The following is a 14,876-nucleotide window of genomic DNA, read 5'->3' as shown; positions in this document are numbered from 1 at the left end:
AGGGTCTCCCCCATTGTGCAATATTCCCCACTGCTGCCTCCCGTAGGAGTCTGGGCCGTGTCTCAGTCCCAGTGTGGCTGATCATCCTCTCAAACCAGCTAAGGATCGTCGCCTTGGTAAGCCTTTACCTTACCAACTAGCTAATCCTAACTGGGCCCATCCCAACGCGATAGCTTACATGTAGAGGCCACCTTTGGTCCGTAGACATTATGCGGTATTAGCCGTCGTTTCCAACGGTTATCCCCCTCGTCAGGGCAGGTTCCCAGCCGTTACTCACCCGTCCGCCGCTCGACGTCCAGTAAATCCACCGAAGCTTCAATACTGCCGTTTCCGCTCGACTTGCATGTGTTAGGCCTGCCGCCAGCGTTCAATCTGAGCCATGATCAAACTCTTCAATTTAAGTTTTTTCGAAACCGAAGTTTCAGCTCAATGAATACTGATTACTGTTTCTCTCCGAAGAGAAAAACGAATTGACTGTGCCGAACAACTGTAAAAGTTGTCGTTTGGTCACTCAGTTCATCGAATAAATCTTTTTGTCTATTCTCAACGAGTGCCCACACAGATTGCATAGGTCAAATTGTTAAAGAGCGCCGCTCAATCTTGAACGGGAGTGGCATCTTACGCCACTTTGGCAACAAGTCAAGCGTTTTGTTTTGCTTGTTTGTTTTGCCGTTGTTAGCGCGGCTTGCCGTGCCAACGAGAAGCGAATTATAGAGGGTAGATTTTTGGATGCAAGCGTTTTTGTTCAAAAAAATCTAACCGAGCAAATAATCGCCAACTCACTCTATAAAGACAGCTTTTTAGCGGCGAGCGAGTAACGTGGGTATATCCGCGATCGAATTAACCACCTCAGTGGCTAATGCGACGCCCTGCTCGGTGATAGGTTTACCAGAGCGAACAAGAAAACGCGTAGTAATGCCCGCAGCCTCTGCCGCTATCATGTCATCCGCTTTATCTCCCACCATGACAGAGTGGAAGAGGTCGATATTGAGCTCTTTCGCTGCATCTAGAAGCATTCCAGGCTTAGGCTTGCGACACTCACACTCGATGCGGTATTCCCCGCTTCCTTCGCTGGGATGATGGGGGCAGTAGTATATCCCATCAAAATCGACACCTTTGTCAGCAAAGTTCCAGTCCATCCATTCAGTCAATTGCAAAAAATCTTGCTCAGTGTAGTAACCTCTCGCGATACCGGCTTGGTTGGTCACGAGGACGAGTAAATAGCCTCTTTCTTTCAGCGCCCTACATGCGTCGAACACGCCCTCAATATATTCAAAGCTATCGATACTAGACACATAACCGTGATCGACATTAACAACACCATCACGATCGATAAAAACGGCTGGAAGACTCACGCGTTGTTCCCCTCGGTAAATAATGTTGGGATTATGTCACGCCCAAGACTGACTTGCATCCATACTCCCGTCTTCTATCACATGCTAAAGTATACCCACTTTATTTTCGGTTTATTTGGTTATGTGTTCCCAGTTTTCTATCACGCCGATTGGCACACTTCATTCTCCTTTTAAAGAGAAATTTGCGGTACCTCGTCAACCTGGGTTAGCGCCTAACGCACTCGCTTATCTTTACTTGCAGGGGGATGCCAATCAGATCGACGCCGTGCGAGGCATTGAACAATACTCCCACCTTTGGTTACTTTTTCTTTTTGATCAGAACCTAGATAGGGGATGGCGCCCTACCGTCCGTCCACCTCGACTGGGGGGGAATGAGAGAATGGGTGTGTTTGCTAGCCGAGCTACATTTCGTCCTAATGGCATTGGTATGTCAGCCGTAGAGCTGGTTGATGTCACTCAAGATAGCGGGCAAGTCATCTTGGTATTACGAGGGTGTGATCTTGTTGACCAAACTCCAATTGTCGATATTAAGCCATATATTCCTTACTCTGACAGTATTGCCGACGCCCAGGGCGGATTTGCTCAAACCAAACCTACTCCGCTCGATGTTCATTTCTCTGACCGCGCCTTATTGGCATTATCTCCATATCCTCAGCAAGCATACTATCAAAGCGTGATTGCTGAAGTCTTAGCGCAAGATCCACGCCCGGCTTACAGAAAAGGTCAACCGGATAATCGCCGCTATGCGGTTCACCTGTTCGACTTTAACGTCACGTTTTACGTTCAAAACGAGCAAATCGAAGTGGCTTCCATAGAAGCTTTTGTCGAAACTCCCCCACGCTGTTAATATGCTTGGACTTATTGATCGCCAATATCAACGGATAACTTTACATGCGTACCAGTCAATATCTGCTTTCTACTTTGAAAGAAACCCCTAGCGACGCAGAAATTGTCAGCCATCAGCTGATGCTGCGCGCGGGTATGATTCGAAAACTCGCTTCAGGCCTTTATACTTGGCTCCCCACAGGTGTTCGCGTCCTTCAACATGTTGAGCGTATTGTCCGCGAAGAGATGAACCGTGCCGGTGCCGTCGAAACCATGATGCCTGTCGTGCAACCAGCAGATTTATGGCAAGAAACGGGACGTTGGGAAAAATTTGGCCCTGAGTTACTGCGTATCGCTGACCGCCATCAACGCGATTTTGTCTTGGGTCCTACGCATGAAGAAGTGATTACGCACTTGGCGCGTAACGAAATTAATTCTTACAAGCAACTGCCGCTCAACCTGTATCAAATCCAAACCAAATTCCGTGACGAAGTACGCCCACGTTTTGGCGTCATGCGCTCTCGCGAATTTACCATGAAGGATGCCTACAGTTTCGATATTGATAAAGCAGGCATGGAGCAGAGCTACGAAAAGATGCGTGCCGCTTACTGCGCCATCTTTGACCGTATGGGATTAGACTATCGCGCGGTGCTGGCTGATACCGGCGCAATTGGTGGTTCCGCCTCACACGAGTTCCATGTTTTGGCAGACAGTGGTGAAGACCTGATTGCTTTCTCGACTGAGTCTGAATACGCAGCGAATCTCGAAAAAGCTGAAGCGCTCGCGCCCAAAGATCAGGCTGATGCGCCAACCCAAGCGATGGAATTGGTCGATACGCCAAATGCAAAAACCATCGCTGAACTGGTTGAGCAGTTTGATCTTCCCATTGAAAAAACGGTGAAGACGCTTTTCGTCAAAGCGTCTGAACAGGTCGAGTCTGATCTTATCGCGCTAATCATCCGTGGTGATCATGAACTCAACGAAGTGAAAGCAGAAAACCTACCAGAGGTTGCCGCCCCGCTGACTTTCGCCACCGAAGAAGAGATACGTGCACTTGTCGGTGCCGGTCCTGGCTCTTTGGGCCCGGTAAACCTACCCGCACCTTTCATCGTTGATCGCAGTGTTGCAGTGATGAGTGACTTTGGTGCCGGTGCAAATACCGACGACAAACACTACTTCGGAATAAATTGGGAACGCGATGTACAGCTGGGTCAAGTCGCCGACCTGCGCAATGTCATTGAAGGCGATCCTAGCCCTTGTGGTAACGGCACATTGATGTTTAAGCGTGGCATCGAAGTGGGCCATATCTTCCAGCTGGGCAATAATTACTCACAAAAGATGAATGCAGGCGTGCTAGGCCAAGACGGTAAGAACGCCTTGTTAGAAATGGGCTGTTACGGTATTGGTATTACGCGTGTTGTGGCTGCAGCCATTGAGCAAAACCATGACCAAAACGGAATTATATGGCCTGACGCTATCGCGCCTTTCAAGGTGGCCATTGTCCCGATGAATATGCACAAATCTGAACGTGTCCGTGAAGCGGCTGAAAAGTTATACACCGATCTTACCGCAGCCGGTATTGAGGTACTTTTTGACGACCGTAAAGAGCGTCCAGGTGTAATGTTCTCTGATATTGAACTTGTCGGCGTGCCTCACACTATCGTCATTGGTGAGCGTAGTATGGATAACGGCGTGTTCGAGTATAAGCATCGTCGAGACGGCGAGAAAGTGCCTTTCTCCATTGACGATGCACTGACGTTTATTCAGTCAAAGCTTGACTAAATAGCGCCAAAAGCAAGCATGTCATGCCCCGCTCTGCGGGGCATTTTTGTATCAGCTCATCGTCTCGCGTGCTTTTTGGTATGCCTTTTCAGCAAAGTCCCAATTGACCACTTGCCACCAAGCATTGACATAATCTGGGCGCTTATTCTGATAACTAAGATAATAAGCATGCTCCCACACATCGCAACCTAGCAGAGGCACCCCTTTCACCTCAGCAACATCCATCAATGGATTGTCTTGATTAGGTGTCGATGTAATCGCAAGCTGTCCATCTTCTTTCACTACCAGCCACGCAAAGCCTGAACCAAACTGACCAATGGCCGCCTGACTAAAGGCCTCTTTAAACGCATCAAGTGAGCCGTACGTCGCTACAATGGCATCGTAGAGCGGCCCTTCTGGTGCCCCCTTAGGGTTAGGTGTCATTGATTGCCAGTACACCAAATGATTGTAATAACCACCGCCATTATTACGGATGGCAGCAGGCAGCGTTGAAATCTCAGCAAACAAAGCCTCAAGCGATTCACCATTACGCGCCGTCTCTTCGATCGCCGCAACAAATTTATCGTAATAGGTTTTGTGGTGACGCTGATGATGAATGCGCATCGTCGCCTCATCAATGTGGGGCGCTAGCGCATCGTAGGCATAAGGAAGATCCGGAAAAGGATAAGTCATAGTGTCACTCCATTGATGATTAAGACACCACCAGCCTAGATCGAATTGATAACAATTTTCAACCTCATTATCATTAATGATATTTAGGGTCTGTGATATACCGCCGCGCGTGAGATAAAAGAGCATCTATAATCAAACTGTTAGCGCGGTAATAATGGTAGCCCTATGTCAAAAAACAAACCTAAAATTGCCTTGGTACTCACCGGCGGCGGCGCACGAGCGGCTTATCAAGTGGGTGTCTTATCGGCCATCGCTCACTGGTATCCGCGTGTGCACACGAGTCCATTTACCATTTATTGCGGCACATCCGCCGGTGCTATCAACGCGGTATCTTTGGCAAGCTATGCGTCATGTTTTCGACTAGGCGTCAAAAAATTGTCTTGGCTATGGCATCGGTTGAACACCTCTCGGGTGCTCGCCAGTCAGCCCAGTGCACTTATCGGCCATCTTTTGTCGCAAACCGGGCAACGCTTTCAATCTCACTACCAGCCCACTCAGCCTTTCGGGTTGCTCAATAACCGGCCATTAAGAGAGTTACTGAATCAAACGATCAGCTTTAACAAGCTTAACTATCAATTACTGGCTGGTCATTTGAATGGCTTGTCTGTCACGGCCTCAAACTACCAAACGGGGCAATCGGTGAGCTTCTTTCAAGGCGCATCACATATCAAACCATGGGAAAGAGCCCGTGCAGTGGGAAAACGAAGTCAAATTTCCACCGAACACTTACTGGCCTCTTCTGCCATTCCTTTCGTTTTTCCCGCCTCCAGGATTGGTCACGAATTTTATGGTGATGGCGCCATTCACCAAATTTCCCCGTTGCGTCCCGCTGTCAAAATGGACGCGGAGCGGATTTTAATTCTGGATCTGACCACAGGGATACGGCGGCCTGAACAAATTAAACACACCGCGCCAGGTTTAGCGATGCTCGGCGGTCATTTAATGAATGCGATCTTTGCCGATACGCTCTCGGCGGACTTAGAGCATTTACAACGGCTTAATCATGTTGCCAGCGCTTTATCTCCCGACCAAAAAGAGCGTCTAGGGCTGCGCCACATTGATGTTCTCCACCTTCGGCCTTCAGAGCCATTTGAACCCATGGCGAACCGCTACTACAGCCATATGCCACTCGCATTGCGCAGCTTGCTTAAACTTTTGGGGATTAATGCCAGTCAAGATGCCACCTTTGCCAGTTATCTATTATTTGAGCCGGCATACCTTCGCCAGTTGATTGACATTGGTTACCGTGATGCACACAATCATCAGTCTGAGATCCTTTCTTTATTGACAGATTAGTTACTTTAAAACAGTATCCTCACTCGCATCCACCCATCGCCATTCGCAAAAATATATAGACTGGCACGATACCTGCTTCATAGATTGAAACCGACGTTGTTACTGAGTAGTTGATCACGCATGAATGCCTCGCACATCAAACAATATACAAACTCTGATCGCGCCCCGCGGATTGTCCCGCTCGGTGCCGATCAACGTTTGTTGTTGTTACAAAAGCTGCAAGGCCACCTTGATATCAAAGTGTTGTTTGAAGTGTATGCGCGTGAACTAGAAAAGCAGATCGATATTGGGCGAATTATTTGGGAGCATGATGATATCTCCAACATCATTCGTCGTGGCGCACAACACACATTTCGTCAGACGTTTTCCATCAAGTTCAATAAGCAGCCATTGGGTGTGTTGCAATACTCTACCCCTTACAAGCTCGACCCAGATGAAATCAGCTTGCTCCATACCTATCACAAGCTGCTCGCCGGCCCGCTGAATAATGCCGTTGAATATACGCGAGTGAAAAACATGGCATTGCTCGATGGCCTCACTGGCCTACATAACCGCACCAGCTTTGAACAAGACCTTCAGCATGCCGTCGCAGTCTGTGAACGGGAAAATATTGGTCTGGTCATGGTGATGTTCGATATGGACAACTTCAAACAAGTCAATGATAGCTATGGCCATTTGGATGGTGATAAGGTACTACGTCGTTTTTCATTGCTGGTCAAAGAAGCCGTGCGTGGCAGCGATCGTTGTTATCGACTCGGTGGCGATGAGTTTGCCGTTATCTTGCAACCTGCCAGTAAGAGCTCAGTGAAACACGTGACCTCACGAGTGAAGAGCTTAGTTAGCCAAGATCATTTGTTATCAAGTCACCAGATCAGCGCGTCAGTGGGTTTCTCTGTCTATCGACAAGGTGATAATAACTTGTCGCTCTATGAGCGCGCCGACCAAAGTATGTACCGGCAAAAACGCGCACGTTAGCGCTTTCCTCTCCCCAACGAGATTGGGTATAGTGATCCTCATCATTACTTGAGGAGAACACCATGAAAATAGCAGACTGCTGTGACTTAATTCGCCAACGCTATGCAGAAATTGGCAGTGGCGAACAAGGCTATATACCGGCGGCGATCCATTGCGCATTAAAAGCCCTCAACGATATTGCACAAGACACTGAGATCCAGCAAGCGCGTCGAGAGCAAGCCGCATTTGCCGCGGCCAACTTGTTGATCAGCGATCACGAGGACTAAGATGGATTTAAACAATTACGCCACCATGGATCCTGTCATGCTGATGAGCATCGTCAATATGAAGCTACGTGACGAGTTTGACAGCTTAGAGGATCTGGTTCGTTATTATGATATCGACAAAGCCGTGTTGTGCACGCGGCTCGAAGAAGCAGGCTTTACGTATATCGAAGACGCCAACCAATTTCGCTAAGCCCATACCTACGGAAAAAGCGGACACATGGTCCGCTTTTTGTCTGCGTTGACTTTCCCAGTACGCTTGTTAACCCAACGAAACCCAAAGGACGGTTGCCACTAAGACAGGACAAACGAACTTGACGTAGACAGGCCATACTTTCCAAAACATCCCCTGCTCAATATCCTCGTATCCTTCACGCAAGGCTGACAGTTTGCGGTCACGCGACCAAATCCACCCACCAAACAAGCAAAATAGCAAGGCAGCAAAAGGCTGGAAGTACTGTGTTGCCACTTTCGCTACAAGTCCAAATAAAGTGCCAAAATGAAACACGATAACGGCACTGAATGCAGCAATCAGTCCACCCAGTACCCAACTGGTGATTTTACGGCTTGAGCCTAACCGTTCACTGGCGAGCGCGACCGGGCACTCGAGCATCGAGATAGAAGAAGTCAGCGCCGCAATGGTCATCAACAAGAAAAAGACCAAAGAGACATAAGGCCCTGCAGCGCCCAAGCTTTCAAACAACAAAGGTAACACGGTAAATACCAGTGTATCGGCACTCAGCAAGCTGCCATCTTGAGCATAGATTTCGACGCCCTGATTCATCGCCACGAACATCGCGGGCAGAACCACTAGACCGGCGATGACTGCCACCGCGGTATCTACCAGCGTGACACTCAATGCCATCTTAGGCAGGTTTTCTTTCTGACTCAGGTAAGAGCCGTAGATCAGCATCGAACATCCACCAATGGTCAACGAGAAGAAGCCTTGCCCCATCGCTGCCAAGAGCAGATCTCTGTCCATGATCTTGGAGAAGTCAGGAATAAGGTAGTGCTTTAAACCCTCTGTCGCCCCAGGTAACGTCATGATGTAGAGGAACATCGCGGCAAACAGCACGAATAACGCTGGCATCAAACGGGTTGACCAACGCTCAATACCTTGTTTCACACCTGCTTGCACAATAAAGATAGTCAACACATAAAAGAGGATGGCGCCAAACAAGTTACGTGAAGCCGAGAAGCCTTTTAACCATGCTGCCACGTCGGTAAAGTGCAAGATCTCTGCAACCGCCGCGAGGAGGAATGACACTAACCAGCCTCCAACAATGCTATAGAACGCTAGCACCATACAAGGAACGGCCAGTCCTACTAAACCCACACCGCTTCCCAAGCGCTTCATCAAAGGATTATCACTCAGTGCACGCATGCTATCCAGTGGATTCGCACGCCCATGACGGCCAATCGCCATTTCCACCACCAGCATGGGAAATGCAACCAGCAAAATCATCAACAAGTAGACGAGTAAAAAGGCGCCTCCGCCATTACTGGCCGCTTGAGTGGGAAATCCCCAAATATTACCCAGTCCAACTGCAGCACCTGCTGCAGCAAGAACAAAGCCAATCCTAGTACCAAATAATTCGCGACTTGATGCCATTACTGCTTACCTTATGTATCATTAGACTAGTACATTAAGTAATTCGTCACGATTAAGCAAGACAAGATAGCCTAACTGCTCAATTAATCATCACCAGCTCAGTGTTCTGATCTCATCCAGCTCGCCCGACGTTTGCTCTGGCACCTTGTGAGCGATGTTCAGTGAGCAAATCGCACAGGTGACAAGGAGACTAAGACTCATGCTGCCAAATAAGCCGCCATTGTTTACCGCTCGCGGTCTGGCTAACATACCTATCGGCAATGGCCACCACTGTCTCGCCATCGCAAATAATCGGTTGGCGTCGGCGCAACCAGCTGGGGATCCCCGCTTCTTGGTAAAGTTTTTTCAGCTTTCGACGCCCTTGTCGGCCAGCAGGATGAATCGATAAGCCACGAGGGTTAAAGTGTACATGCAGTGCCCGCGACGCGAGATCTCCCAGCGCGAGTCCTTTCGCTGTCGACGAATAAGGCAGTAAGTATAAGGTACCCAGTCCATCTGGCAGCACTAACGGCGATTCTGACGTCAATGTGCCCTGCCATTGAGATAAATCTGCATAAGGCATCACGATATAAAGCTGTTGCTGGAAGCGGCGAATGCTCACCGTTCCCACGCTCAAGCTTGGGTTGGCATCCGATTTAGCGTTGATGACATCTGAGAGCAATGCCTGTAACTGTGCTTGCGTTAAGGTAATACTGTGACGCTTTAGCCAATGGCGCAGCATGGCCTGCGTGAGTGCTAAATCGTCTTGTGGTAATGCGGTAATAGGCAGGCTACCTGCTTCTGTCTCCGCCTGTGTCACCATAGGCTCAATCAAACGTGCCAATAACGAAGCTTGTTCGGCACACAGAAGTTGGGTCCGTTGTACCGCTTTACGAAAACCTGGCCAGCGCGTATCCGCTTGCGGTAACCAGTGCTGACGCAAAAAATTGCGATCAAATCGCGTGTCTTGGTTGCTCGGATCGTCTACCCAATCGAGTTGATGTTGGCGCGCATACGCCTCGAGGCTCGCCCGTGATTGCGTCAAAAAAGGACGCACTAGATAGCCTTGCCCGAGAGCTCGCACCGCTGGCATCCCTGCTAAACCTTCCAAACCACTGCCGCGTTTTAGCGCGAGGAAAAAGGTTTCAACCTGATCATCGCTATGCTGAGCGGTTAACACCAGTCCATTGGGCTCAAGCAGGTGCGCGATGGCCTGATACCTTGCTTGTCTTGCCGCATGTTCCACACTGAGCGACGTATCCAATCTTACCCTTTCCACGCAACAGCGAAATCCGGCGTTGTCCGCCCACATTTGGCACTGTTCCGCCCATCTATCTGCGTCGGGATGCAAACCGTGATGAACATGAACCACAAGGTAATCATGTTGGGGGTGCTGGTCGCGATACTGCGTCAATAATTCAAGCAACACGCGAGAGTCTAAACCGCCACTGAGCGCCAGCACCACCTGTCGCGGTGCCGATGTCAGCGGGGCTAATGTGTCACTCAGTTGATGGTAAAGCATAGCCATTCATCATTGATATAATGTGTCATTGTTACTGCCCTTTACGTAAAAGAAAAGGGCCCGCAGGCCCTTTATCGCAGTTCATTCCATCACGATTAGCAGTAACCGTAATTGAGCAAGCGCTGATAGCGGCGATCTCGCAAGCTTTCGGTATCAAGACTGTCTAAATCGCTTAGCTGGGTAAGCAGTGTTTGCTTAATGCTCTCAGCCATCGCGTTAATGTCGCGGTGTGCGCCCCCCAGTGGCTCAGTGATCACACTGTCAATCAGGCCAAGCTCTTTGAGGCGTGGGGCGGTTATCCCCATCGCATCAGCCGCTTGCGGCGCTTTTGCAGCATCACGCCACAAAATAGATGCACAACCCTCGGGGGAGATCACCGAGTAGGTGGAGTACTGCAGCATATTGACATAGTCACCCACGCCAATCGCCAACGCGCCACCTGAACCACCTTCACCGACCACATTACAAATTACCGGCACGGTTAGGCCCGCCATTTCTTTGAGGTTACGTGCAATCGCCTCTGATTGGCCTCGCTCCTCGGCACCGACACCTGGGTAAGCGCCTGCGGTATCGATAAAGGTAATCACCGGCATATTAAAACGCTCGGCCATTTTCATCAGACGCAGCGCTTTTCGATAGCCCTCAGGCTTGGGCATACCAAAGTTACGCTTAACCTTTTCATTGGTGTCTCGTCCTTTTTGATGACCAATCACCATCACTGGACGCCCTTCTAATCGCGCCATTCCTCCCACCAATGCTTTATCGTCAGCATAGGCGCGGTCGCCAGCCAATTCATCAAATTCATGGAAAATGCGATCCAGATAGTCGTAGGTATAAGGACGTTGAGGATGACGCGCCAGTTGTGCCACCTGCCATGCGCCTAAATCACCAAAAATCTTTCGCGTCAGCTCAAGGCTTTTTGTTTCCAGTTGCTCAATTTCTTTATCTAAGTTAACCGCGTCTTCTCCACCCCGCTTAGAGACAGCGCGAAGGGCCTCAATTTTGGCTTCTAGTTCTGCGATAGGTTGTTCAAACTCTAAAAAATTAAGACTCATACCAAGAGAATCCTATTGGTCACCGCCAGTGTACGCGTTACGTCACCAGCCTGGCTTAGTTAAACTCTAATTCGACCTGCTCGTTACCGAGCAAGCCTTTCAAGGTGTCGATTAATTCATCGGTTGGCGTTACGCGCCACTCTGCGCCTAAGCGTAACCGCGCGCGCGCGTCGTCGCGCTGATAGTAAAGATTCACAGGAACGGTACCGGATCGGTAGGGTGCCAGTGCATCATGAAACCGTTCAAAAAAGGGCGCATCGACCTGCTCAGATGTCATCGATATCCCTAAACAACGCGCATATTTTTCCCGCGCCTGACTAATGTCCATCACTTCACGGGCGGTCATTTTAAGCCCCCCGTTGAAGTCATCAAAGCTGACCTGTCCTGAGACCACTAAAATTCGATCTTTCTCCACTAAATCGAGATATTTGTCGAGCACATCAGAGAAAAGCATCACTTCCATACGCCCTGAGCGATCGTCTAGTGTGAGGATCCCTAATCGAGACCCTCGTTTAGTGGTCATCACCCGAGCTGCGATCACTAATCCTGCCACCGTCGACACCACATCGCGTTTCGTTGCATGAGCATCCTCGAGCCGCCACGTGATATAGTTTTTTAGCTCTTTGCGATAACTGTTGATCGGATGACCGGTCAGATACAAGCCCAGTGTTTCCCGCTCCCCTTCTAACCATACTTTATCTGGCCACGGGTTGGCATGCGCATAGGCATGCTCGACTTCTTCGGGGGCATCGGTCAACACCCCAAACATATCGGTTTGCCCGTAGGCTTCCGCTTGGTGATGTTGGCTCGCAGCACGAATAGCTTCATCGACCGAGGCCATCATCGCCGCACGATGAGGGCCGAGTTTGTCCATGGCACCAGCGCGGATCAGGCGCTCTATCACGCGCTTATTGACTTTTTTGGTATCAATGCGGGCGCAAAAATCAAACAAGTCGCGGAAATAACCGTCTTGCTCTCGCGCGGCGACAATGGTGTCGATAGGGCCTTCACCGACCCCTTTTATCGCCCCAATACCGTAAACAATTTCCCCTTGCTCATTGACGGTAAAATGGTGCAGTCCCGCATTCACATCCGGCGGTAACACCGTCAACTTCATTCGCCGACACTCCTCGACCAAGCCAACCACTTTGTCGGTGTTATCCATATCCGCGGTCATTACCGCCGCCATGAACTCCGCCGGGTAGTGAGCTTTTAACCACAAGGTTTGGTAAGAGACCAGCGCGTATGCGGCTGAGTGCGACTTGTTAAAGCCATAGCCGGCGAACTTTTCTACCAAGTCAAAGATCCGCATTGCCAGCTCGCCATCAATGCCGTTGGCAATAGCCCCTTTTTCAAAGATGTCTCGCTGCTTGGCCATTTCTTCTGGCTTTTTCTTACCCATTGCCCGGCGCAACAAGTCCGCCCCACCCAAGGTGTAGCCTGCGAGTGTCTGAGCAATCTGCATCACCTGCTCTTGATAGAGAATGATGCCATAGGTCGGCTCAAGCGTTTCTTTCAACGAGTCGTGTTGCCATTTTTCATCCGGGTAAGACACGACTTCACGGCCATGCTTGCGGTCGATAAAGTTATCCACCATCCCAGATTGCAATGGCCCAGGCCGGAACAAGGCCACCAATGCGATCATGTCTTCAAAGCAGTCCGGCTGAAGGCGCTTAATCAGCTCTTTCATCCCACGTGATTCAAGCTGGAATACCGCAGTCGTCTCTGCCTTACGCAGCATCTCGAATGACGCTTGGTCCGCCATGGGAATCGCGGCGATATCAATAGGATCTTTCCCTTGACGCTGTAAGCGCGGATTTATCATCCCCAACGCCCAGTCGATGATGGTCAGCGTCCGCAGACCCAAGAAGTCAAACTTCACGAGACCGGCGGTTTCAACATCGTTTTTATCAAACTGCGTGACCGGATGATGCCCTTCACTGTCGCAATAAAGAGGGGCGAAATCGGTGATCGTGGTGGGTGATATCACCACCCCGCCCGCGTGCTTACCCGCATTTCGGGTTACCCCTTCAAGCATCCGCGCCATGTCAATCAGCGCTTTGACTTCCTCATCGTTGTTATAAACCTCGACCAGCTGAGGTTCGGCGTCGAAGGCTTTCTCGAGGGTCATACCTGGGTCTGGTGGCACCAGCTTGGAAATCCTGTCCACAAAACCATAAGGATGGCCCAACACACGGCCCACATCGCGGATCACGGCTTTCGCAGCCATGGTACCGAAAGTAATGATCTGAGAGACCGCATCACGGCCATACATTTCAGCGACGTGATCAATCACCAGATCCCGCTTGTCCATGCAGAAGTCGACGTCGAAGTCAGGCATAGAGACACGTTCGGGGTTCAAAAAGCGCTCGAACAGGAGATCAAACTGTAGCGGGTCGAGATCGGTGATTTTTAGGGCGTACGCCACCAAAGAACCAGCCCCTGAGCCGCGTCCTGGGCCCACGGGGATATCATTATCTTTTGACCATTGGATAAACTCCATGACGATCAAAAAGTAGCCGGGAAACCCCATTTGGTTGATGACCCCAAGCTCGCGCTCTAGCCGAGCATCATAGTCGGGGCGTCGGCGCGTTCTTTCCGCTTCGTCAGGAAAGAGAAAGGCGAGACGCTCTTCCAAGCCTTCTTGTGAGCGCTTAACCAAATATTGATCAATTTCCATTCCCTCAGTCGGGAAGTTAGGCAAAAAGTACTCATTCAGCCGCACCGGGACGTTACATCGCTTGGCGATTTCTACGCTATTGGTCAGAGCCTCGGGAATATCCGCGAAGAGCTCACACATCTCTTGCTCGGTACGCAAATACTGTTCGGCGCTGTATTTCTTGGGACGGCGAGGATCATCGAGAGTGAAACCATCATGAATCGCAACCCGGATCTCATGCGCATCAAACTCCTCAGATGAAATGAAGCAGACTTCATTGGTCGCCACCACAGGCAAGTCATGCTCGGTCGCGAAATCAACCGCAAAATGGAGATACACTTCTTCATCTTGCCGCCCAGTCCGCACCAGCTCCATGTAGTAGGCATTGGGAAAATAGGTTTGATAGAAACGGGCGCATTCCTTAGCCAGTGTTTGATTGCCTTTGAGTAAGGCTTTCCCCAAGTCGCCGCGGCAGCCGCCAGACAACACAATCAATCCTTGTGCATGCTCAACCAACCACTGCTGATCGATCACTGGGCGGTGCTGAATATGGCCTCGGAGGTAGGCCTTGGAGATCAGCAAGGTCAAGTTCTTGTAGCCGGCTTTATCGGTCGCCAACAGGGTAAGCTGGCAAAGCTCCTCGCCAAAGGCGTCAGACTGGACCAGAAAGTCAGCGCCGATAATCGGCTTAACACCAACGTTATTGGCCGTGTTGTAGAATTTGACCAACCCACAAAGGTTACTGAAATCGGTCAGCGCCATGGCGGGCATGCCCATTTCCGCCACTTTTTTTACCAGTGGCGGCACTTTGGACAACCCATCTACCATGGAAAAGTCACTGTGGATGCGTAAATGGACAAAACGTGGCTCAGACATACGGC

12 protein-coding genes and 1 rRNA gene are annotated in these 14,876 nt (G+C 50.1%); 6 read left to right on the top strand and 7 right to left on the bottom strand.

From position 1 onward, the window contains the following. Both WN56_RS06280 and gmhB read right to left on the bottom strand, forming a co-directional pair. A 16S ribosomal RNA gene (locus WN56_RS06280) occupies positions 1-399 on the bottom strand; the annotation flags it as partial. Positions 400-800: 401 nt separating this feature from the next. After that, positions 801-1,355: a D-glycero-beta-D-manno-heptose 1,7-bisphosphate 7-phosphatase gene (gene gmhB / locus WN56_RS06275; protein ID WP_046074200.1), complete on the bottom strand. Its 555-nt coding sequence runs from the start codon at positions 1,353-1,355 to the stop codon at positions 801-803. A gap of 121 nt (positions 1,356-1,476) precedes the next feature. Between gmhB and tsaA the strand changes: the two genes are divergently transcribed. Together tsaA and WN56_RS06265 are read left to right on the top strand one after the other, a co-directional pair. Continuing rightward, the gene (gene tsaA / locus WN56_RS06270) at positions 1,477-2,202 is read left to right on the top strand and encodes a tRNA (N6-threonylcarbamoyladenosine(37)-N6)-methyltransferase TrmO (protein WP_046074199.1); all 726 of its coding nucleotides are present in this window, start codon (positions 1,477-1,479) and stop codon (positions 2,200-2,202) included. Positions 2,203-2,246: 44 nt separating this feature from the next. Continuing rightward, positions 2,247-3,962 carry a proline--tRNA ligase gene (locus WN56_RS06265; RefSeq protein WP_046074198.1) on the top strand — a complete coding sequence of 572 codons (1,716 nt, stop codon included), beginning with the start codon at positions 2,247-2,249 and terminating at the stop codon, positions 3,960-3,962. A 51-nt stretch (positions 3,963-4,013) separates the two neighbouring features. On the opposite strand, the gene WN56_RS06260 is transcribed toward WN56_RS06265, so the two are convergent. Then, entirely contained in the window at positions 4,014-4,634 is a 621-nt protein-coding gene (locus WN56_RS06260) for a superoxide dismutase (RefSeq protein WP_046074197.1), read from the bottom strand. Positions 4,635-4,799: 165 nt separating this feature from the next. On the opposite strand from WN56_RS06260, the gene WN56_RS06255 reads away from it, so the two are divergent. The 4 genes from WN56_RS06255 (at position 4,800) to WN56_RS06240 (ending at position 7,361) form a co-directional block, all read left to right on the top strand. After that, entirely contained in the window at positions 4,800-5,930 is a 1,131-nt protein-coding gene (locus WN56_RS06255) for a patatin-like phospholipase family protein (protein ID WP_046074196.1), read from the top strand. A 120-nt stretch (positions 5,931-6,050) separates the two neighbouring features. Beyond that, positions 6,051-6,905, top strand: a complete 855-nt coding sequence (locus WN56_RS06250) for a GGDEF domain-containing protein (RefSeq protein WP_046074195.1) — start codon at positions 6,051-6,053, stop codon at positions 6,903-6,905. A gap of 62 nt (positions 6,906-6,967) precedes the next feature. Next, entirely contained in the window at positions 6,968-7,171 is a 204-nt protein-coding gene (locus WN56_RS06245; protein WP_046074194.1) for a YaeP family protein, read from the top strand. A 1-nt stretch (position 7,172) separates the two neighbouring features. Next, positions 7,173-7,361, top strand: coding sequence for a DUF4250 domain-containing protein (locus WN56_RS06240; protein ID WP_046074193.1), 189 nt, complete (start codon positions 7,173-7,175; stop codon positions 7,359-7,361). A 69-nt stretch (positions 7,362-7,430) separates the two neighbouring features. Here the strand turns inward: WN56_RS06240 and WN56_RS06235 are convergent, their stop codons facing one another. The 4 genes from WN56_RS06235 to dnaE form a co-directional block, all read right to left on the bottom strand. Next, positions 7,431-8,780 (bottom strand): sodium-dependent transporter, encoded by a 1,350-nt coding sequence (locus WN56_RS06235; RefSeq protein ID WP_046074192.1) that lies wholly within the window; start codon positions 8,778-8,780, stop codon positions 7,431-7,433. Positions 8,781-8,970: 190 nt separating this feature from the next. After that, complete coding sequence (gene tilS / locus WN56_RS06230) at positions 8,971-10,281, bottom strand: tRNA lysidine(34) synthetase TilS (protein ID WP_046074191.1); 1,311 nt, start codon at positions 10,279-10,281, stop codon at positions 8,971-8,973. A 95-nt stretch (positions 10,282-10,376) separates the two neighbouring features. Further along, complete coding sequence (accA, locus tag WN56_RS06225) at positions 10,377-11,336, bottom strand: acetyl-CoA carboxylase carboxyl transferase subunit alpha (RefSeq protein WP_046074190.1); 960 nt, start codon at positions 11,334-11,336, stop codon at positions 10,377-10,379. Positions 11,337-11,391: 55 nt separating this feature from the next. Further along, positions 11,392-14,871, bottom strand: a complete 3,480-nt coding sequence (dnaE, locus tag WN56_RS06220; RefSeq protein ID WP_046074189.1) for a DNA polymerase III subunit alpha — start codon at positions 14,869-14,871, stop codon at positions 11,392-11,394. Positions 14,872-14,876 lie beyond the last annotated feature (5 nt).

The sequence above is a fragment of the Salinivibrio sp. KP-1 genome, from assembly GCF_000968645.1.
Lineage (GTDB): Bacteria > Pseudomonadota > Gammaproteobacteria > Enterobacterales > Vibrionaceae > Salinivibrio > Salinivibrio siamensis.
This window is presented reverse-complemented; position numbering and strand designations above follow the sequence as displayed.

Coding starts and splice junctions, on each gene's coding strand:
- tsaA (WP_046074199.1), top strand. CDS start 1,477: ATGTGTTCCCAGTTTTCTATCACGCCGATTGGCACACTTCATTCTCCT.
- WN56_RS06265 (WP_046074198.1), top strand. CDS start 2,247: ATGCGTACCAGTCAATATCTGCTTTCTACTTTGAAAGAAACCCCTAGC.
- WN56_RS06260 (WP_046074197.1), bottom strand. CDS start 4,634: ATGACTTATCCTTTTCCGGATCTTCCTTATGCCTACGATGCGCTAGCG.
- WN56_RS06255 (WP_046074196.1), top strand. CDS start 4,800: ATGTCAAAAAACAAACCTAAAATTGCCTTGGTACTCACCGGCGGCGGC.
- WN56_RS06250 (WP_046074195.1), top strand. CDS start 6,051: ATGAATGCCTCGCACATCAAACAATATACAAACTCTGATCGCGCCCCG.
- WN56_RS06245 (WP_046074194.1), top strand. CDS start 6,968: ATGAAAATAGCAGACTGCTGTGACTTAATTCGCCAACGCTATGCAGAA.
- WN56_RS06240 (WP_046074193.1), top strand. CDS start 7,173: ATGGATTTAAACAATTACGCCACCATGGATCCTGTCATGCTGATGAGC.
- WN56_RS06235 (WP_046074192.1), bottom strand. CDS start 8,780: ATGGCATCAAGTCGCGAATTATTTGGTACTAGGATTGGCTTTGTTCTT.
- tilS (WP_046074191.1), bottom strand. CDS start 10,281: ATGCTTTACCATCAACTGAGTGACACATTAGCCCCGCTGACATCGGCA.
- accA (WP_046074190.1), bottom strand. CDS start 11,336: ATGAGTCTTAATTTTTTAGAGTTTGAACAACCTATCGCAGAACTAGAA.
- dnaE (WP_046074189.1), bottom strand. CDS start 14,871: ATGTCTGAGCCACGTTTTGTCCATTTACGCATCCACAGTGACTTTTCC.